The 18970-nt window shown below is 71.7% G+C and carries 17 protein-coding genes and 1 pseudogene; 8 read left to right on the top strand and 10 right to left on the bottom strand.

Translation table 11 applies throughout. From position 1 onward, the window contains the following. Positions 1–75: 75 nt before the first annotated feature. On the top strand, positions 76–954 hold the full coding sequence (locus DEJ17_RS14410; RefSeq protein WP_181421219.1) for a LysR family transcriptional regulator: 879 nt from the start codon (positions 76–78) through the stop codon (positions 952–954). 72 nt (positions 955–1026) lie between these two features. Here the strand turns inward: DEJ17_RS14410 and DEJ17_RS14405 are convergent, their stop codons facing one another. The 6 genes from DEJ17_RS14405 to DEJ17_RS14380 form a co-directional block, all read right to left on the bottom strand. Next, positions 1027–1824: a hypothetical protein gene (locus tag DEJ17_RS14405; RefSeq protein ID WP_146239731.1), complete on the bottom strand. Its 798-nt coding sequence runs from the start codon at positions 1822–1824 to the stop codon at positions 1027–1029. Further along, complete coding sequence (locus tag DEJ17_RS14400) at positions 1814–2353, bottom strand: RNA polymerase sigma factor (protein ID WP_017886488.1); 540 nt, start codon at positions 2351–2353, stop codon at positions 1814–1816. Before DEJ17_RS14400 ends, DEJ17_RS14405 begins: the two co-directional genes overlap by 11 nt. Before the next feature lie 93 nt (positions 2354–2446). After that, a complete protein-coding gene (locus DEJ17_RS14395) occupies positions 2447–2710 on the bottom strand; it encodes a hypothetical protein (RefSeq protein WP_027464979.1) in 264 nt (87 codons plus the stop codon). Further along, on the bottom strand, positions 2707–3366 hold the full coding sequence (locus DEJ17_RS14390) for a DUF308 domain-containing protein (protein ID WP_110894886.1): 660 nt from the start codon (positions 3364–3366) through the stop codon (positions 2707–2709). The genes DEJ17_RS14395 and DEJ17_RS14390 overlap by 4 nt, the downstream gene beginning before the upstream one ends. A gap of 142 nt (positions 3367–3508) precedes the next feature. After that, complete coding sequence (locus DEJ17_RS14385; RefSeq protein WP_181421218.1) at positions 3509–5422, bottom strand: DUF11 domain-containing protein; 1914 nt, start codon at positions 5420–5422, stop codon at positions 3509–3511. A gap of 198 nt (positions 5423–5620) precedes the next feature. Beyond that, positions 5621–7267, bottom strand: coding sequence for an alpha-amylase family glycosyl hydrolase (locus DEJ17_RS14380; protein WP_110894884.1), 1647 nt, complete (start codon positions 7265–7267; stop codon positions 5621–5623). A gap of 104 nt (positions 7268–7371) precedes the next feature. Here DEJ17_RS14380 and DEJ17_RS14375 point away from each other — a divergent pair, with 104 nt between their 5' ends. The 5 genes from DEJ17_RS14375 (at position 7372) to DEJ17_RS14355 (ending at position 11261) form a co-directional block, all read left to right on the top strand. Then, on the top strand, positions 7372–7938 hold the full coding sequence (locus DEJ17_RS14375; RefSeq protein WP_110894883.1) for an NAD(P)H-dependent oxidoreductase: 567 nt from the start codon (positions 7372–7374) through the stop codon (positions 7936–7938). A 156-nt stretch (positions 7939–8094) separates the two neighbouring features. Then, positions 8095–8607 (top strand): MarR family winged helix-turn-helix transcriptional regulator, encoded by a 513-nt coding sequence (locus tag DEJ17_RS14370; RefSeq protein WP_110894882.1) that lies wholly within the window; start codon positions 8095–8097, stop codon positions 8605–8607. A gap of 113 nt (positions 8608–8720) precedes the next feature. Next, on the top strand, positions 8721–9227 hold the full coding sequence (locus DEJ17_RS14365) for a Dps family protein (RefSeq protein WP_110894881.1): 507 nt from the start codon (positions 8721–8723) through the stop codon (positions 9225–9227). A gap of 8 nt (positions 9228–9235) precedes the next feature. Further along, positions 9236–10036: an SDR family NAD(P)-dependent oxidoreductase gene (locus tag DEJ17_RS14360; protein ID WP_110894880.1), complete on the top strand. Its 801-nt coding sequence runs from the start codon at positions 9236–9238 to the stop codon at positions 10034–10036. Positions 10037–10067: 31 nt separating this feature from the next. Further along, complete coding sequence (locus DEJ17_RS14355; RefSeq protein WP_110894879.1) at positions 10068–11261, top strand: NAD(P)/FAD-dependent oxidoreductase; 1194 nt, start codon at positions 10068–10070, stop codon at positions 11259–11261. Positions 11262–11340: 79 nt separating this feature from the next. On the opposite strand, the gene DEJ17_RS14350 is transcribed toward DEJ17_RS14355, so the two are convergent. The 4 genes and pseudogenes from DEJ17_RS14350 to DEJ17_RS18100 all read right to left on the bottom strand — a co-directional run. Further along, entirely contained in the window at positions 11341–12417 is a 1077-nt protein-coding gene (locus DEJ17_RS14350; protein WP_110894878.1) for an alpha/beta fold hydrolase, read from the bottom strand. A 70-nt stretch (positions 12418–12487) separates the two neighbouring features. Next, positions 12488–13363: an SMP-30/gluconolactonase/LRE family protein gene (locus DEJ17_RS14345; protein WP_110894877.1), complete on the bottom strand. Its 876-nt coding sequence runs from the start codon at positions 13361–13363 to the stop codon at positions 12488–12490. Positions 13364–13421: 58 nt separating this feature from the next. Next, complete coding sequence (locus DEJ17_RS18105) at positions 13422–14255, bottom strand: DUF1206 domain-containing protein (RefSeq protein ID WP_258366831.1); 834 nt, start codon at positions 14253–14255, stop codon at positions 13422–13424. A 129-nt stretch (positions 14256–14384) separates the two neighbouring features. Beyond that, a pseudogene (locus DEJ17_RS18100) lies at positions 14385–15548 on the bottom strand (RtcB family protein); the annotation flags it as partial. Between the two features lie 504 nt (positions 15549–16052). On the opposite strand from DEJ17_RS18100, the gene DEJ17_RS14335 reads away from it, so the two are divergent. After that, on the top strand, positions 16053–17873 hold the full coding sequence (locus tag DEJ17_RS14335; RefSeq protein ID WP_110894875.1) for a glycoside hydrolase family 15 protein: 1821 nt from the start codon (positions 16053–16055) through the stop codon (positions 17871–17873). Between the two features lie 46 nt (positions 17874–17919). Then, the gene (locus DEJ17_RS14330) at positions 17920–18522 is read left to right on the top strand and encodes a DUF1992 domain-containing protein (RefSeq protein ID WP_110894874.1); all 603 of its coding nucleotides are present in this window, start codon (positions 17920–17922) and stop codon (positions 18520–18522) included. Positions 18523–18970 lie beyond the last annotated feature (448 nt).

The raw sequence follows: 18970 nt of genomic DNA, 5'->3' as shown, positions 1-18970 counted from the left end.
ATGATCGCGCTCGCGGTACATCGAGTCCAACGGATGCGCTTGATGTGCACGATCGATCTGCTCGATACTCTGACGATGGAGACCCGACTGCTCGAACAGTTCGTCACCGTCGCCGCCGAGGGCAGCGTCACCCGGGCGGCGGAACGGCTCTGGGCCGCGCAGTCCACGGTGTCCGCAGGGATCGCCTCGCTCGAGCGGAGCTTCGGGGTGCGGCTCTTCGATCGCACTGGCCGGCAGCTCGTCCTGACCCCCGCGGGCGAGGACCTGCTCCCGCACGCCCGCGCGGTGCTCGAGACGCTCGACCGGATGCGCGACCTCGCCACCGCCGACGACGCCGACCTGCGGGGCCGGGTGCGGCTCGGCATCTTCACGAGCATGGACATCGTCGACCTGACGGGCGTGCTGCAGCGGTTCCGGCGGCAGCACCCGCTCGTCGCCGTCGAGTTGATGACCTCGCCGTCGGGGACGACCGGCCTCGTGCAGGACCTGGTCGCCGGGCGGCTCGACATCGCCTACACGGGCCTGCCCACCGTGCCCGCCGGGGTCGTCGTGGAGCCGTTGCGGGAGATGCCGTTCCGGGTGTTCACCGCGTCGGACCACCCGCTCGCCGGCCGGTCGTCGGTGTCGCTCGCCGAACTCGCCGACGAGCCCTTCGTCGACACGGCGCACGGGTTCGGCAACCGGATCATCCTCGACGGGGCACTCGAGCGGCTCGGCATCCGTCGGCGGATCGTCGCGGAGATGAACGACATGCCCGCAGTGATCCGGTTCGCCTCGGCCGGGCTCGGCGTCGGGGTCGTGCCGGACTCGGGCGTGCGGTACGACGGGGCGGTGCTCGATCTGGAGGACGAGGTCGACCCGCTCCGCATCGGTCTGGCGGTCCGGACGTCCCCGGAGCCGAGCCGCGCGGTCCGGACGCTGGCGCTCGACATCGTGGCGGCGCGGCTCGGGTGACCCTGTGCTGGCCGGTGAGCCCCACCGACGGACGGGAGGCACGGGGCGGGTCCGCCGCGTGCCTCCCGGCCGTCAGTCCCCCCAGATCTCCCCGACGATCGCTGCGAGGAGCCCATCGGTCGGGAAGTCGGTCTGGTTGATCTGGATCGTGACACCGTCGCGCACGAGCGTCGTCACCGTGAGCGGTCGGACGCGCTCCGCACCGGTCGTGAACTGGCACATCCGACCGCCGAGGTCGTCCGCGCACGTCCCGGCCTGCTCCGCGTACTCCTCGGGGGTGTCCTGTGCGATGTCCGCCGTGTGACTGACCCGGATCGTGATGTTCGCCTCGACTCCGGAGTTCTGCCACGTGCAGTACAGCCACTCGTGTGGATCGCGGAGGTGGCCCTGGACGCGGTCGTTGCCGTCGGGCTCGCGGGTGGCCCCCGGGCCGAAGACGGTCGCGGTGTGGGTCGCGGCGCCGAAGAAGCGGGCGTAGTCGGCGTCCGGCACGAGCTGGTAGCAGTCGCCTGGGATGAGCACGTTCGAAGCGGGCTTCGCCGTGGCCGTCGGGGACGATGTCGGCGTCGGGGTGGGCTTCGGGACGGGGGCACCCGTGATCGGGGCGGAGCTCGGCGTCGTCGCGGACGGCGACGGTTCGGGCTGCTGGGTCTGGGTGGGAGCGGCGACCGGGTCGGCGTTCTGCTGCGACAGGGTCAGGGCGACGGCGCCGGTCGCGGTGCCGACGGCGAGCAGCGCGACGACGCCGATGACGATCCCAGACCGACCACGACGACGCTTCGGGAGCGGGGTGGCACGTTCGAGGACGTTCTGCTTCATCGAGACGAGCATGCGCTGCAGGTCGTCTCCCTGCGGAGGCTCAGTGTTCATCGTGCATCACCACCTTCTTGAGTCGTCGACGGTTGCGGGACACCCGCTGGGTGACCGCGCCGACCGTGAGTCCGAGGAGCTCGGCGGCCTCGGCGTACGAGTGCCCCTCGAGCAGGCAGAGCTCGCAGATGCGGCGGTCGAGGTCGGGGAGCGCGGCGATCTCGGCCCGGACCCAGCGGAGGGTCTCGCGGGCCTCGTCGTGGTCGGCGGGCGAGGCGAGGTGCTCGGGGAGCTCGTCCGTGCGGCGCCGCGCCTGCTTGCGCCCGGTGTTGAAGGCGTGGTTGCGGCACACGACGAGCAGCCACGGCAGCACCGTGTCCGCCGGCAGCTCGAGCGTCGCGGCGCGCTGCCAGAGCGTCAGGAACGCGTCCTGCACGATCTCCTCGACATCGGACCGGTCGTCGACCAGCGCCCACGCGTAGCGGGTGAGGGTGGCGGCGTACCGGTCGAACGCCCGGGCGAGCGCGCCGGTGTCCCCCTGTGCCATCGCACGGACGAGTCCTTCGTCCGTGTCGGTGCCGGTCGTCACATCCACATCCCACCCCCTTCACTCAGAGGTGTCGGCGGGACCCGCGATCCTGACAGGACCGTTCCGGATTCGTGACCTCGGGCGTGTCAAGCCTCAGTGGAAGTCGTCGCCGTCGCCCTCGCCCGGCGTCTTGTGCCCGCCGAGCATGTCGTTGTCGTCCTGCTCGCTCGACGAGGCGAGCTGCAGCATCGCGAGCACGACGACGACCACGATGAACGCGACGCCGAGGAAGATCACGGCCAGCTGCAGTTCCCGCGTCGAGAACAGCACGACGAGTCCGGTGAACACCGCGACGATCGCGGAGATCCCGAGGAGCTCGACCGGGCGCAGACGGTCACGGCGGCTGGGGGTGGTCATGCGTGTGGTGCTCCGTCCGGGGCGACGGCCGGCGTGGCCGTGCCCCACTTGTGCGAGAGGCCGGCGATCACGTGGAAGACGGCCGTGATGGCGAGGTACGCGCCGAGCAGGCCGACGAGCACGATCGAGGCGTCGAGGGTGCCGGTGACCTGCTCCACGCCACCGAGCTGCTGGGAGTAGTCCGGCGGCGTGACGAGGAAGGCGACCGCGAGCAGCAGCGTGAGACCGCCGATCGTGGACCAGTCGCGGGCGAAGGGCGAGCGACTGCGGGCACGGAGCCCCTGCGACAGCTCGAGGGCTCCGGTCAGCACCGCGAAGGCGACGATGACCGTGATGAAGGCCGGCAGCCCGAGCCCGTTGCACGCGAACCCGGCGACCGCGGCGAGCAGGGTGATGACGGCCTGCAGCAGGGTCGTGCGACGTGAACGGCCGTCGAGGGGCAGTCGGGAGATCCCGGCGAACAGGAGCACGAGGCCCTCGACCAGGGCGAAGCCGCCGAACAGCAGGAGACCGTAGCCCGCGGCGTGGTTGGTCGAGAAGGTGATCACCATCGCGACGACCGCTGCGGGGACCGCCCGGAGGATCGGGATCGGCCAGTACCGCGCGCGCTGGGTCGCGTCTTCCACGGTGGTGGCGTCGTCCACGGTGTCGGACACGAGACCTCTTTCGGGCATGCGGATCGTGGATCCGATCCTACCGCCGGTGGGGTGAGCGCCCGACCGGAGCGGACTCGACCCCTGTGGACGTCCACACCCGTGAGCCGGGACGGCACCGTCCTCCGGTGCCGTCCCGGCGTTGTCAGGACCGCTGCGGGTCGTCGGTGGGAACGGTCCGGCGGGCTCGACGTCGGGCGAGCCACCAGCACACGGAACCCACGGCGGCGGCCAGCGCGGCGAGCGCGGCGGCGACGCCGAGCCCGTCGGCGCCGGTGTAGGCGAGGGCCCCGACCGGGGAAGCCAGCCCACGATCGCCTGAGGGGTCGCCGGCACCGCCGTCGGGGCCGGACACGCCACCACCGGCGTCGCCGTCCCCGTCGTCCGGAGCTGGGCCGGTCGTCGGCACGGGTCCGGTCGTCGGCACAGGTGTCGGCTCCGGCCCCTCGTCGTCCGGGCCGATGACGATCGCGACCCCGGTCGACGGATCCCCGCCGTCCGGGTCGGTGGGCGAGGTCGCCGTGGCCACGTTGACCACGTCGGACCCGTCCCCCTGGTACCCGGGGTCGAGCACGGCGCGGATCCGGAAGTCCAGGGTCTCGCCCACGTCCAGCGACACCTCGGAACGACAGGTCACCCGTTGGCCCTCGGCCGTGCAGCCGTCGTCGGAGCCCACGAACCGCATGGCCTGTGGCAGGTCGTCGACCGCACCGACCTGCTGGGCCACCGACGGCCCGCGGTTCCGAGCGGTCACGAGGTACTCGACCTCGTCGCCGGGCTGCACGGTCGACGGCGACACCGACTTGTCCGTCTCGACGTGGGCCTCGACCACCGGGGCCGTCACGGTGGTGGTCGCCCGCGAGGCGTTGTCGGCCTCGTTCGTGTCGGACAACGACGTCGGCGGAGCGATGGTCGCCACGCTCTCCAGCGCTCCGGACGTGCCCTCGGCGACCCGTCCCTCGATCGTGACGACGGCCGAACCCCCTCGGGGCAACGACAGGTCGGTCGCCACGTCCCCGGTGCCCGACCCGGTGGCGCATGCGGAGCCGTCCGCGGCCGTGCAGGTCCAGGTGACGTCCTCGACGCCGTCGGGCACGTCGACCTGCAACGGGCTCGGGTCCGCGACGTTCGGGCCGGGGTTCCGCGCCGTCACGGTGTAGCGGAGCGGCTCGCCGGCCGTCGCGGTCGCGGGCAGGTCGTGCTCGACCGACAGGTCGGCCGGCTTCCAGACCCGGAGCGCGTCGACCTCGTGCTTGTCGACGTGGCTGCCCGTGGCTCCCGCGAACCCGAGGCGCAGCGAGCTCGGCAGCGGGGCCTGCCCGTCGCCGTGCAGCGGGACCGCGTCGAGCACGGTGCGCGTCGACGAGCCGGCCTGGAGCCGGACGGTGACGGAGAGTCCGCCGTCGTCGTCGGGCAGCAGGGTGATGCGGACCGTTCGGGGCGCGGAACCGGCGGTCACCGTGCCGCCGGGTGCCGTGGCGCCGGCGACGTACCGGTAGCCCTCGGTCCCGTTGCCCGAGCCCCGGACCACGACGTGGTCGGGCTGCGCTCCGGGACCGGATCCGTTGATGCGCGACGAGAAGTTGCCGTAGTGGTCGATCGCGACGGCGGCGAAGCCCCCGGGCACACCGGGCAGGTCGCACACGCGTCCGCCGCCCTCGGTCGCTTCCTTGCGGCAGGCGTACCCGAGGCCGGCACCGAAGGACCCGACGCCCTGTGCTGCGGAGCCGTCGGCCAGGTAGAGCAACAGGCCGTCGGCGCCGGGGTCGTCCTTCGACGTGTACATCGCGTAGGTGAACTCGATCTCGAGCCCGGTGTCTGACGGGAACGTGTCGTTCGTCGACCAGGCCCCCGCCTGGTTCTTGACGTCGTCGGTGAGCCGCAACCGGCCGCCCGTCACGGCGGCGTCACCGTGCAGGGCACCGCCGGACGCACTGGAGAACTGGTTGACGTACGGGAAGTCGAGGGCGGCGGCACTCGACCCGGACGGCAGGACGGCGGGCGCCGCGAGCACGCCGAGCGCCGTCAGCGAGGCGCAGGCCGCGGCGAGGCGACGCACGACCCGCGACCGGAGCGATCGCGGACCAGGGGCCGAAGGTGGAGCAGGAGCAGGAGCAGGAGCAGGAGCAGTGGGATCTGTCATGCCCCGATGCTCGCGACCGGGACGTCACCCACGGGCGGTGGCGGGATGATCTGTGGAACGCCCCCACGGGCCTCCCGGCTGTGGAGGAAGAACGACGCAACCGGACCGGACCGCTCAGGCCAACCACACCGTCGTCTCACCCGGCAGCAGTCCCGGTGCGACCCCGTCCAGCGGTCCCGACGCGACGACGACCGTCCCGTGCGGCAGGGGCACCGGCGCGGTGCCGAAGTTCGTCACCGACCGCCATCCGTCGTGCCGGGCGAACGCCACGACCTCGGGACCGGCCTCCAGCCACGTCAGTGTCTCCCCCCGCTGCAGCCGACGGCGGGCGGCGAGCGCCTCGCGGTACAGCGACAGGGTCGAGTCGGGATCGCCGTCCTCGGCCTCGACCGAGGACTCCCCGAAGTCCTGCGGCTGCGGCAGGTGCGGTGCGACGTCCCCGAAGCCGAACGACGGTCCGGAGCGCGTCCACGGGATCGGCACCCGGCAGCCGTCCCGGCCCTTCGCGGTGTGCCCGGTACGGAGCCACTTCGGGTCCTGCAGCAGGTCGCGCGGGATCGCGGCGGCTTCGTGCAGCCCGAGCTCCTCGCCCTGGTAGACGTACGACGAGCCGGGCAGTGCGAGCATCAGCATCGTCGCGGCCCGGGCCCGGCGGAGCCCCCGTGCGCGGTCGAGTTCCGGCGAGGTGCCGTCGGTCATGAGCCAGGCGTCGGTGTCGGTGCCGTCCGGCAGGCCGTACCGGGTGGGGTGCCGCACGACGTCGTGGTTCGACAGCACCCAGGTGCTCGAGGCGCCGGACTGCTCCGAGGCGGCCAGGTTGCGCTCGATGATCCGCCGGAAGGCATCCGGCTCGAAGGGCGCCTCGAGCAGGTCGAAGTTGAAGGCCTGCCCGAGTTCCGTCGGCCGGGCGTACAGGACGCGGCGGGGTGCAGGGGCCCAGGCCTCCGCGACGGCGGCACGGGCTGGGTCGTACTCGTCGAGCACCCGGCGCCAGGTGGCGAAGATCTCGTGCACCTCGTCGCGGTCGTACAGCGGGTCGGAGCCGTCGAGCGGCAGGTCCTGCTCGTTCGACGACCGGTACGGGGTCGACAGGTCCTTCGCCAACCCGTGCGCGACGTCCACGCGGAACCCGTCGACACCGCGATCGGACCAGAAGCGCAGGGTGTCCTCGAAGTCGGCGCGGACCTCGGGGTTCGACCAGTCCAGGTCGGGCTGCTCGGGGGCGAACAGGTGCAGGTACCACTGCCCGTCGGGCACCCGGGTCCACGCGCTGCCGCCGAAGTTCGACATCCAGTCGCTCGGCGGCAGTTCCCCGGAGGCGCCGGACCCCTCGCGGAACACGTACCGCGCACGCTCGGCCGACCCCGGCGCGGACGCCAGTGCGGCCCGGAACCACTCGTGCTGGTCGGAGGTGTGGTTCGGCACGATGTCGACGATGACCTTCAGGTCGTGCTCGTGGGCGGCCCGGACCAGCGCGTCCAGGTCGTCGAGGGACCCGAGCTTCGGGTCGACGGCGCGGTAGTCGGCGACGTCGTAGCCCCCGTCCGCGAGCGGCGACGGGAAGAACGGGGAGAGCCACAGGGCGTCGACGCCGAGCGATGCCAGGTACGGCACCCGGCTCGTGATGCCCGCGACGTCACCGAGCCCGTCGCCGTCCGTGTCGGCGAAGCTGCGCGGGTAGACCTGGTAGACGACGGCGTCGCGCCACCAGTCCGGGTCGGTGGTTCGAGGCGTGCTGGCCGGGGTCCGAAGCGAGGTCACGACGCCACCGTACCCAGCGTCGGGAATAGCGCGCCCGACGATTGCATTGGTTGTCGCTGACACCTTTCCGTCCAGCAACAACATCGAACAACAGAAGGAGCTCCATGACGAACGTCCTCGTCCTCGTCGGCAGCCTGCGCGCCGACTCCATCAACCGCAAGCTCGCCGAGGCCGCCGCGCACCACGCGCCGGAGGGCATCGAGCTGCACACCTTCGACGGCATCGTCGACCTGCCGTTCTACAACGAGGACATCGACGGCGACACCCCGCCCGCCGCTGCCGTCGCGTTCCGTGACGCCGTCGCCGCCGCGGACGCCGTCCTGCTGATCACTCCCGAGTACAACGGCACCATCCCCGCCGTCCTGAAGAACGCGCTCGACTGGGGTTCGCGCCCGTTCGGCGCCTCGCCGCTGTCCGGCAAGCCCCTCGCCGTGATCGGCTCGGCGTTCGGCCAGTACGGCGGCGTCTGGGCGCACGACGACGCCCGCAAGGCCGCCGGCATCGCCGGTGCGAAGGTCCTGGAGGACGTCAAGGTCGCCATCCCGCAGTCGGTCGTCCGCTTCGCGGAGACCCACCCGCGTGAGGACGCCGAGGTCACGACGCTCGTGCAGGGCGCGCTCACCGCGCTCGCCGAGGCCGCAGCCGGCACCGACGAGCAGGCAGCCGCGTAACGCGACCGACCGTCGGACAGGAGGCCCGTGGCGACCCCGCCACGGGCCTCCTGTCCGTCAGGTGGGGACGCATCGGACGGTGCGGACGCATCGGTCACCGCAGAACCCGGGAGTTCGCTAGACGGCCGAGATACGAGACGGGTTACCCTGAACGCCATGTCGACGCAGGAGATCACCGAGGCGTCCGGGTACTGGTTCCCGGACGACGACGCGACCCAACGCGGGGTCGCGGTGCTCAACGCCCTGCGCCGGTACCGATCCGCCGAGACGGCCATGCGCCGCCGGACCCGTGACTCGATGGGCATGGGCGAGACCGACCTGCTCGCCGTGCGCTACCTGCTGCAGGCGCAGCGCTCCGGCACCGCCGTGAGTCCGAAGGACCTCGCCGCGTACCTCAAGATCTCGTCGGCGTCGACGACCATCCTCATCGACCGCCTGGTCAAGTCGAACCACGTCCGCCGCGACCCGCACCCCACCGACCGCCGGGCCCTCGTCATCACGCCGACGACCGAGACCGACGACGAGGTCCGCGCCACGCTCGGCGTGATGCACCGCCGGATGATGTCGATCGCCGAGGGACTCCCCGCGTCCGAGGCGCGGATCGTCGCCGGCTTCCTGGAGCAGATGCGCGAAGCCGTCGACCAGGTCGACCCCGCGCCGTCGCACTGAGCGGCGCCGCACCGGACGACCTCGGGGGACGCTGCCTCCGAGCGCACTGAGAGCGTGCACTGCGGCACCGCGTAGACCGGAACGGTCACACCGACGCGAAAGGAGCCACAACCATGCACGCTTCGGACAAGATGGCCAAGAACCTCCAAGCGGTCCTCGTGGACCTCATCGACCTCCACCTGCAGGGCAAGCAGGCCCACTGGAACATCCTCGGCACCAACTTCCGCGACCTCCACCTGCAGCTCGACGAGATCGTCGACGCCGCTCGTGAGTTCGCCGACGACACCGCCGAGCGCATGCGCGCGCTGTACCTCGTGCCGGACGGCCGCTCGGCGACCGTCGCCGCGGGCAGCCACCTCGACGCGTTCCCCTCGGGCGAGATCACCACGCACGACGCCATCGACCAGGTCACGCTCCGGCTGTACCAGGTGACCGGCACCATGCGCGACGTCCACGACGAGGTCGACGAAGAGGACCCGACGACCGCGGACCTGCTCCACGGCTTCATCGAGCGCCTCGAGCAGCTCGCGTGGATGGTCTCCGCCGAGAACCGCGCGCCCAGCACCCCGCTGGCCTCCGCCACCACGCCAGCCGTCGCCGACGCGTCGGCGCACGCGTAGGGGCCCGGGTGGACCTCGGTATCCAGGGGAAGACCGCACTCGTCTTCGGCGGTGACTCCGGCATCGGCTGGAACACGGCGCGCATCCTGCTGGCAGAGGGTGCGACCGTGGTCGTCACCGACATCGACCAGAGCCGTCTGGACACCAGTGCCGACCAGCTCGAGGCTCCGATCGGCAAGCTGCACGCCTTCGCCGCCGACGTCCGGAGCGCCGAGAGCCTCGCCGCCCTGCACGACAGGGTGCGCGAGGCCGTCGGTGAGATCGACATCCTGGTGCAGTCCTCGGGCGTCACCGGTGCCCAGGGCATGTTCCACGAGATCGACGAGGCCGGCTGGGCGGAGACGATCGACATCGACCTGATGGGGCCGGTGCGGATCACCCGCGAGTTCATCGGCGACCTGCGCCAGGGCGGCTGGGGCCGCATCGTCTACCTGGTGTCCGAGGACGCCTCGCAGCCGTACGACGACGAGCTCCCCTACTGCGCCGCCAAGGCCGGGGTGCTCTCGTTCGCGAAGGGCCTGTCGCGCTCCTACGCCTCCGAGGGCCTGCTGGTGAACACGGTCTCCCCCGCGTTCATCCACACGCCGATGACCGACGCGATGATGGACAAGCGGGCCGAGCAGCGCGGGACCTCGTTCGACGAGGCCATCGGCAGCTTCCTCGAAGAAGAGCGGCCGTACATGGAGCTCAAGCGCCGCGGCGAGCCGGAAGAGGTCGCGAACGTCGTGGCCTTCCTGTGCTCCGAGCTGGCCAGCTTCGTGAACGGCGCCAACTACCGGGTCGACTCCGGCTCGGTCGCCACGATCTGATCGTGGCGCCACAGCACCGCCAGGAGGCGTCATGACCGACTTCCGCTACCTCATCGTCGGCGGCGGGATGGTCGCCGACGCCGCTGCCCGCGGCATCCGCGAGCTCGACACCGACGGGTCGATCGGGATCCTCAGCGAGGACGTCGACCGGCCCTACGCACGGCCCGCGCTGTCGAAGAAGCTCTGGACCGACCCGGACTTCAGCTGGGACGAGAAGGTCGACCTGCACACCGAGGAGACCGGGGCGCAGTTCGTCCTGGGCACCACGGTGACCGCGATCGACCGTGCCGCGAAGACCGTCACGACGGCGGACGGCGCGACCCACGGCTACGAGCGGCTCCTGCTCGCGACCGGCGGGAAGCCCCGCGGGCTGCCGGGGCTGTCCCCGTCGGCACGCGTGCTCGACTACCGCAGCGCGTCGGACTACCGCCGGCTGCGCGAACTCGCGGACGCCGGGGCACACGTCGCCGTCGTCGGCGGCGGGTACATCGGCCAGGAGATCACGGCGGGCATCGTGCAGAACGGTGCGCGCGTCACACTGGTCGACCCGGACGAGGTCGTCGGTGGACGGATGTTCCCCGAGGACCTGGCACGGGCGTTCCAGCAGCGCTTCGTCGACCACGGTGTGGAGCTCCGCACCGGCCGGCGGGTGTCCGAGGGCACCGAGACCGCGGACGGCGTTCGGCTGACGCTCGACGACGGCTCCGTGGTCGAGGCCGACGCGGTCGTCGCCGGACTCGGCATCGAACCCGCGACGCAGCTCGCCGCCGACGCCGGACTCACGGTGCGCGACGGCATCCTGGTGACGTCGACGCTGCTCACCGACGACGACTCCGTGTTCGCCGCCGGTGACGTCGCCGAGTACCCGGACCGGATACTCGGCACCCGCCGGGTCGAGCACGTCGACAACGCCCAGCAGCAGGGTCGACAGGCCGGCCGCAACCTGGCCGACGCCGACGAGACCTACGACCACACCCCGATGTTCTACTCAGACGTCTTCGACATGGGGTACGAGGCCGTGGGGCAGGTCAGCTCGAAGCTCCGCACGGTCGAGGACTGGCAGGACCCCACCGTGACCGGCGTCGTCTACTACCTGGACGACGACGACACGGTCCGGGGCGTGCTGCTCTGGAACGTGTGGGACAAGACCGACGAGGCCCGCAAGGTCCTCGCCGAGGCGAGCGCCCTGACGCCCGACATGCTGCCAGGCCGCATCACGCCCTGACCGCGCGCCCGTCGCGGTGGTCGCGATGCTCTCGAGGCCCGGTGCCGGTTCCGAGGACCGGCACCGGGCCTCCAGGCGGTCACCGCTCCTTCGTCTCCGGCGCGACCTCGTCGACGACCGCCCGGCGGTCCGCCGGGTCGACCGGCAGGTCGTCACCGTCCGCCATCGCGACGGCGTGCGCGGACTTGGCCGCCTCGAGCGTCTCGTCGTCGTTCCGGGCCATCCCGAACAGCTCGATGAACCGCGACTTGACCAGCAGCCAGGCGTCCCCCGCGCTGAGTCGCGCCAGGTCCGACGACGTCGAGTCGTCGCGCACCCGCTGCAGCGACGACACGCCCCGGTCGGGGATCCGGTGGTCGACGTGTGCCACCGCGAGCCGCGCGACGGCGTCGGCCTGTGCGTGCATGACCGAGTGCGCGCCGTCGACGACCTCGCGGAGGACCGCGTAGGGGAACACCCGCGCCAGCCGACGCACCCAGTCGCGTGGCACCATCGCGTCGTGCTCCCCGCGGACGATCAGGGTGCGGGCCTGCACGTGCGCGGCACGCTCCTCGATCGGGAACGCGATCATCCGTGGCAGGACCTTCCGGAACCAGTGCCACCCGCACAGCACGTACGCCGTGATGCCGTGCCACCGGACCGCGGCGGGCTCGTGCAGCGTCGACCGCAGGAACCGGAAGGCCGACTGCCGGACCGTGCGTGCCGACGAGTCGACCACCGGGCTGATGAGCACGAGGTCGGAGATCCCCGGACGGCGGGCGGCGACCTCGGTGACGACCTGCGTGCCCATCGAGTGCCCGACCAGGACCGGGTCCTGGAGCCCGAGGTCGTCGATGACCCGTTCGACCGCGTCGGCGTAGCGCTCGATCGTGACCGTGCCCCGGAACCGCGGGACACCGGCGAAGCCCGGGAGGTCGAGCGCGTGCACCGGACCGTTCTCGTTGAGGTGCGGGGCGAGCCGCTCGTAGTAGGTCGACGCGATGCCCAGGCCCGCGACGAGCACGAAGGCCCGCGCGCCCGGCTCGCCGATCGAGCTCACCCGGACGTAGGTGCCGTCGACAGCGACCCGGTCCACCCGCACCGTGACGTCGGCGTCTTCGGCCTGGGCGAGCTCGCCGGCCGGGTCCGGCCGGGGTGCCTGGCGTTCGTCGTCCACGTGGGTCTCCTCCGGTCGGGCGGTCGCCCAGGATACCCGGCCGCCGGCCACGGGGGCGGCGGCGACGTGGTCAGCCGCTGAAGGTGTTCGCGGGGAAGCCGTGCACCGTGGTCGGCACGGCGAAGACGGCGCCGGATCGGGGTGCCTGCTCCAGGTCGTCCTCGGAGAGGTTCTCGCGGGCCGTCCCGACGAAGAGCGTCGACATGTCCGGTCCGCCGAACGCCACCGACGTCGGGTTGGCGACCGGGAGCTCCACCGTCTCCAGGTGCGAGCCGTCGGGCCCGTAGCGCTCGACGCGGGACCCGCCGTAGATCGCGCTCCAGAAGCAGCCCTCGTCGTCGCGGACCAGGCCGTCGTGCGCGTGACCGACGATGAACGGCTCGAGTTCGCCGAGCTCGCCGTCCGGGCCGTACGACCCGCGGAAGACCGTCGAGGCGCTGGTGTCGGTGACGTACATCGTGCTGCCGTCCTCCGACCACTCCATGCCGTTCGTCACGCCGAAGCCCCCGCGGAGCACCCGGGTCGTGCCGTCGGCCTCGATCGAGTAGAGCGCCGCGTCGGGTTCGCCGGTGGTCACGTTCATGCTGCCGACCAGGAACCGGCCGAACGGGTCGCACTTGCCCTCGTTGAACCGGTTGCCCGAGGTGCTGTGGGTGACGCGGGCGATCTCGCGCTCCACGGAACCCTGCTCGTCCGTCACCACGACGGTGTCGCCGAGGGCCGCGACGAACCCGCCCGAGGCCCGGGGCTGGAAGCTCGCCAGCGGGGGCGGCAGCGGCACGCTCGACCGCACGGCACCGTCGGCCTCGGCGGTGTTGAGGGTGCCGAGGGTGATGTCGGCCCACCGGAGCAGTTGTGCCGACGGGTCCCAGACGATGCTCTCGGCGAGGACCGCTCGGGCGTCGGCGAAGACGGTCGCGGGGCCGGTCGTGACGTTGGTGCTCATCGACCCCGTCTACCGCGGGGGCGGTCCGTGCCCGCTCAGGCGTGGCGGCGTCCGCGGGTCAGAGGCGGGCGAACCGTGCGCGGAAGAAGCTGTAGACGCCGAAGGCCAGGAACCCGATGCCGATCGCGACGAGGACGAACACCCCACCGGGCATGCTCCGGACGGCGTCGAACGCGGCGTCGAGGCCGGTGGCCTGGTCGGGGTCGCTCTGCAGCCCCGCGACGGCGATGAGCACGCCCACGATCACCACGGCGATGCCCTTGCCGATGTACCCCACCACGCCGAGCACGGTGACCACGCGGTCGAGCTGGCCCGACGGTCGCGTGATCTGCTTGCGGAAGGACCGACGGCAGCCGATCACCACGAGGCCGATGCCGACCGCGACCGCGATGGCCCCGGCGAGGAGCAGCACGAACACCCCGCCCGGCGTCGCCAGGGTCTTCGCGGCGGCACTCTGGGACGAGCTGCTCGAGCTCGACCCGGCGCCGAGCGCGTAGGAGGCGGCCGAGTACGCGATCACGCCGTAGACCACGGCCTTCGCGACGTCCTTCAACCGGGCGAGCCAGCCCCGGGTGGTGTCGGATCGGCCGCCGACGATCGCCTCGACGACCAGACGCACGGTGAGTGCGGCCGTGCCGACGGCGATCAGCCAGAGCAGGAACACCCCGCCGGGGACCGCGGCGATCTGCTGCAGCGCACCGGACTGGTCCGTCTCACCGCCCGAGGACGCGTTGCCGATGCCGAGCAGGATCGCCAGGTACCCGATCAGCAGGTGGACGATGCCGCTGCCGACGAACCCGGCACGTGCCGTGATCTCGAACCACCGGCTGTCCGCCGCTCGCCGGACCTGTCGTCCGGTCTCCTTCGCTGCGTGCTCCGCCGTGTCGCTCATCACGGACAAGCGTGCCCGACGCGCGCCGTCCTGTCCGGGGCGCGCCGGGTGGTGGTGCCGCCCCCTGTCGGACCGGAGGCCCGTGGTGATGCCGCCACGGGCCTCCGGTCCGACGGTGGGGGCGTCCCAGTCGCCCTTCACGTTGACGAGCTGCCGCAGGGTGTGCCGGATCGATACGAGGTCCTCGGCGTCCGCCATGACCTGGTCGATCGGCTTGTACGCCGCCGGGATCTCGTCGAGGAACGCGTCGGTGTCGCGGTACTCGATGCCGGCCATCGCCTCGCGCAGCTGCTCGTGGGTGAAGGTCCGCCGGGCCGCGCTCCGCGAGAACAGCCGACCTGCTCCGTGCGGGGACGACTCGAGCGACGGCTTGTTGCCGAGCCCCTCGACCACGTACGACGCGGTGCCCATCGACCCGGGGATCAGGCCCGGCTGACCGGCCTTCGCCTGGATCGCACCCTTGCGCGAGACCCACACGGACTTGCCCCAGTGCGTCTCACGCTGCGTGAAGTTGTGGTGGCAGTTGATCCGCTCGCGCTCGTCGACGGGCGTGCCGACGACCTCGGACAGCTGCCGGACGACGCGGTCCATCATCTCCTCGCGGTTGAGCAGCGCGAAGTGCTGGGCCCACCGGAGCTCGGCGATGTACCGGTCGAACTCCGGCGTGCCCTCGACCAGGTACGCCAGGTCGGGGTCCGCCAACTGGATCCACCACCGCTCCATGGCCTGCTTGGCGACCTTGATGTGCCGCTGCGCGATCTTGTTGCCGACGCCTCGTGACCCGGAGTGCAGGAAGAGCCAGCCCCGGTCCTGCTCGTCGAGCGAGACCTCGATGAAGTGGTTGCCGGACCCGAGCGTGCCGAGCTGGTTGCGCCAGCCGCCGTGCACACCGTCGGGGTCGAACCCGGCGGTCTCGGCCATCGCCTCGAGCTCGGCGATCCGCGGTGCGGCGGTCGCCACGATCTTCCGGTTCGACGCACCGGCCGACAGCGGGATCGCGCGCTCGATCTGCTCGCGCAGCCCCTGCAGGTCGGCGGGCAGGTCGGTGGCGGTGAACTGCGTACGGACCGCGATCATGCCGCAGCCGATGTCCACGCCGACGGCCGCCGGCATGATGGCGCCGAGGGTCGGGATGACGGACCCGACGGTCGCCCCCAGGCCGAGGTGCGCGTCGGGCATGAGGGCCAGGTGCGGGAACACGAACGGCATGCGCGCGGTCGTGCGGGCCTGCTGCTCGGTGTTGTCCTCGAGCATCGAAGCCCAGCTGAGCAACCGGTCGTTGATCTTCTTCATGGTGTCGTCTCGCTTTCGTGAGCGTCGAGGTGACGGTCCGAGACGGTCGCACGCCCGGCCTCCTGGTCGTCGCCGGACGTGGCGGACGGAAGGAGGCGGTGCTGACGAACGCCCCGGGCCGGGTGGGCACGCAGGCGTCGTGGGACGTCGCGTGCCTACGCGGGATAGCGGAGGGACCACTGCTGCTCGGGCAGCACGACGGTCGCGTCGAGCTGGAGCTCGACGCGTTCCTCGTTGTGCTGCACGGCGTGCATGCGTGGTCCTTCCGGTGTGCCCGGGGCGGGCGGTCTGCCGATCGGCAGGAGCACGACGCTAGTGCGACACGCCCGGGATGCGCAAGTCGCGTGGGCGTGTCGGCTGTGCTCCGGGGGTGCTCCGGCGGTTCTCCGGCGGTGCTCCGGGGGTGCTCCGGCGGTTCTCCACAGGCTGGAGGCCCGGCGTGCGTTCTCCACGAGGGGTACGTCCGCCTGATGGTCGCCGCCGGGGCCGGGGCAGGCTGGACGCATGACCGAGCGCACGCGAGACACCCCCGACGCGACGGAGAACGAGGAACGGACGAACGGGTACGTCCCGCTCCGTTCGTACGGCGCGATCGGTGACGGTCGGACGGTCGCCCTCATCGCGCTCGACGGTCGGATCGACTGGCTGCCGATCCCGTCGATGGACTCGCCGCCGGTGTTCGCGAGCATCGTCGACGCCGAGCACGGCGGACACGTCGCCCTGCGGCCGGTGGACGACCACGCGCAGGTGTCCCGCGCCTACCTGCCGGGGACGAACGTGCTCGTGACGACCTGGACGACCCCGTCCGGCACCGCCACCGTGACCGACGCCATGGTCACCGGTGTGGCCGGTCGCCTGCCGTGGGCCGAGATCGGCCGCTGCGTGCAGGGGGTCGACGGCTCGGTCGAGATGGAGTGGGCGGTCGTGCCCGGCACGATCCTGAACACCGCGGAACCCCGCCGACTCGACACCGCCAACGGCACCGTCATCGGGATCGACGGCGTGACCATCGCGATCGTCGAGCAGGGCTTCGAACCGGTGCACGACGACGGCCCCCGGTTCTCGGGGCGGTTCTCGACGACCGAGGGCTCGAAGTCGATCCTGACCATCGTCGGCACGTACGACGAACCGATCTTCCTGCCGGAGCCGGAGCGCACGCTCGAAGGGGTCGACCGAACGATCGAGAACTGGTCGACCTGGTCGAAGGAGTTCAGCTACGACGGACCGTGGTCCGACGCCGTCCAGCGCAGCGCCCTCGCCCTGAAGCTCCTGATCTTCGCCCCTACCGGCGCCATCGCTGCGGCGCCGACGACGAGCCTGCCCGAGGACCGCACCGGCGGGAAGAACTGGGACTACCGGTTCGCCTGGGTCCGCGACCTGGCGTACACGGTGCACGCGCTCACCCGCTTCGGCCTGCGCGAGGAGACGCACGCCGCCGTGTCGTGGGTGATGCGCACGATCGCCGAGCACGACGAGACGATGCCGATCTTCTACGGACTCGACGGGTCGAAGAGCGACACCGTCGAGGAGCGCGACGTGCCGGGCTGGAACGGCATCGGGCCGGTCACGATCGGCAACCGGGCCGGGGACCAGCTGCAGCTCGGGGTCTGGGGCGACGTCTTCGAGATCATGCGCCAGTACGTCCGAGCCGGCAACGTGCTCGACCGCAAGACGGCTTCGGTGCTGCAGGACCTGGCCGACGACGCGTGCCACCGCTGGGTGGAGCCCGACTCGGGCATGTGGGAGCTGCAGGAGGCGCAGCACTACACGACGAGCAAGATCGGCTGCTGGCAGGCGCTCGACGCAGCGGTCGAGCTGCACGACGCGGGGATGATCGACGGCCCACGCGAGAAGTGGATCGAGAACCGCGAGCTCATCGAGGACTGGGTCGCCGAGAACGGGTGGAACGAGGAGCTCGGCCACTACGTCATGCACCCGGGCAGCGACGCGCTCGACTGCTCGATCCTGCTGCACGCGATGTCGGCGTTCGACCGTGGACCGCGCATGGAGTCCACGATCCGGGCGATCGAGGAGCAGCTGCAGCACGGCCCGCTCGTGTACCGGTACTCCGGCATCCAGGACGAGGAATCCCCCTTCGTGGCGTGCTCGTTCTGGCTCGCCGCCGCACTCGCGTGCGTCGGACGCATCGACGACGCGAAGCAGCTGATGGACGACATGGTCGCGCAGGCGAACGACGTCGGTCTGTTCAGCGAGATGCTGAGCGCCGTCGACGGGGACTTCATGGGCAACATCCCCCAGGGTCTGTCGCACCTGGCGCTCATCCAGGCCGCGCTGACCATCGAAGAGGTCTCAGCGGAGTCCTGACCGGACTGGAAGGCCCGTCGGGGGCGCGGGGCATCATGGTCTGACGATGAACGACGTCGATGCACGGATGGACCGGCTCCGCAGGGCCGCCCGCTACCGCTACCAGCAGCTCGTCGACCAGGAGATCGAGCGGGGGTCGCTCGACCCCGACGAGGTTCGCTCGGAACGTGAAGAACGTCGGCTGCTCAAGGCCGCCGACGTCGCCGCGCACGCCCGGACCCAGATCGAGGAAGCCGAGCGACGCGGGGTCTTCGAGGGCAACCCCTACCACGGCAAGCCGCTGCCGGGCCTCGACGGGCAGCACGACCCGGACTGGTGGATCAAGTCGAAGATCGAGCGTGAGGACATCCGCGGCATCGCGCCGCCGGCCCTGGCGCTGCGGACCGAGGACGCCGAACTCGACGACGCACTCGACGCCCTGTCGCTCGAGACCGACGTGCGGGACGTCCTCGTGGACTTCAACGCACGGGTGAAGGAGGCTCGGCGGCAGCTGCTCGGCGGGCCGCCGGTGGTGACGCCGATGCGCGACGTCGAGGCCGAGGTGCAGGCCTGGCGGGAACGCCGCGAGGTGCGCATGGCTTCGGCCGCGCAGGCTGCGGAACAGGCGCGGCTCGAGGCGAAGCCGCGGCGGTGGTGGCGGCGGCACTGAGCTGCGCGGTGCCGCGGTGGGGTCCGGTGCGGTGCGGGGGCGAGATTTCGCGCTGAGCGACAGTTCACGCCTCCGCGACCGCGTGAGGTGTCGCCCAGCCCGTGGCGACGACTGCCCACCCGGCGTCAGCACACGACGGACGGGAGGCCCGGTGTCAGCCGGCACCGGGCCTCCCGACCGTCCGTCAGCCTCTTCTTTCCCATCGCGCGCGCGTTGGTTCGCAAGAACGGGCGTACCTGGTCGAAAGAACTCACCAGGTACGCCCGGTTCCGCCAGGTACGCCCGGTTCCGCCAGGTACGCCCGGTTCTGCTCGGCGCACGATGCACAACGCAAGTCGGCCCGGACCGCGCTGCTGCGTGGTCCGGGCCGGCTGTGGTGGTGCGGGGTGTTACTTGATCTGTGCGGTGATGGTGGCGGTGCCGACGAGCAGGCCGCGCTTGACGGCGT

It is taken from the genome of Curtobacterium sp. MCSS17_011, from assembly GCF_003224275.1.
Taxonomy (GTDB): domain Bacteria; phylum Actinomycetota; class Actinomycetes; order Actinomycetales; family Microbacteriaceae; genus Curtobacterium.
This window is presented reverse-complemented; position numbering and strand designations above follow the sequence as displayed.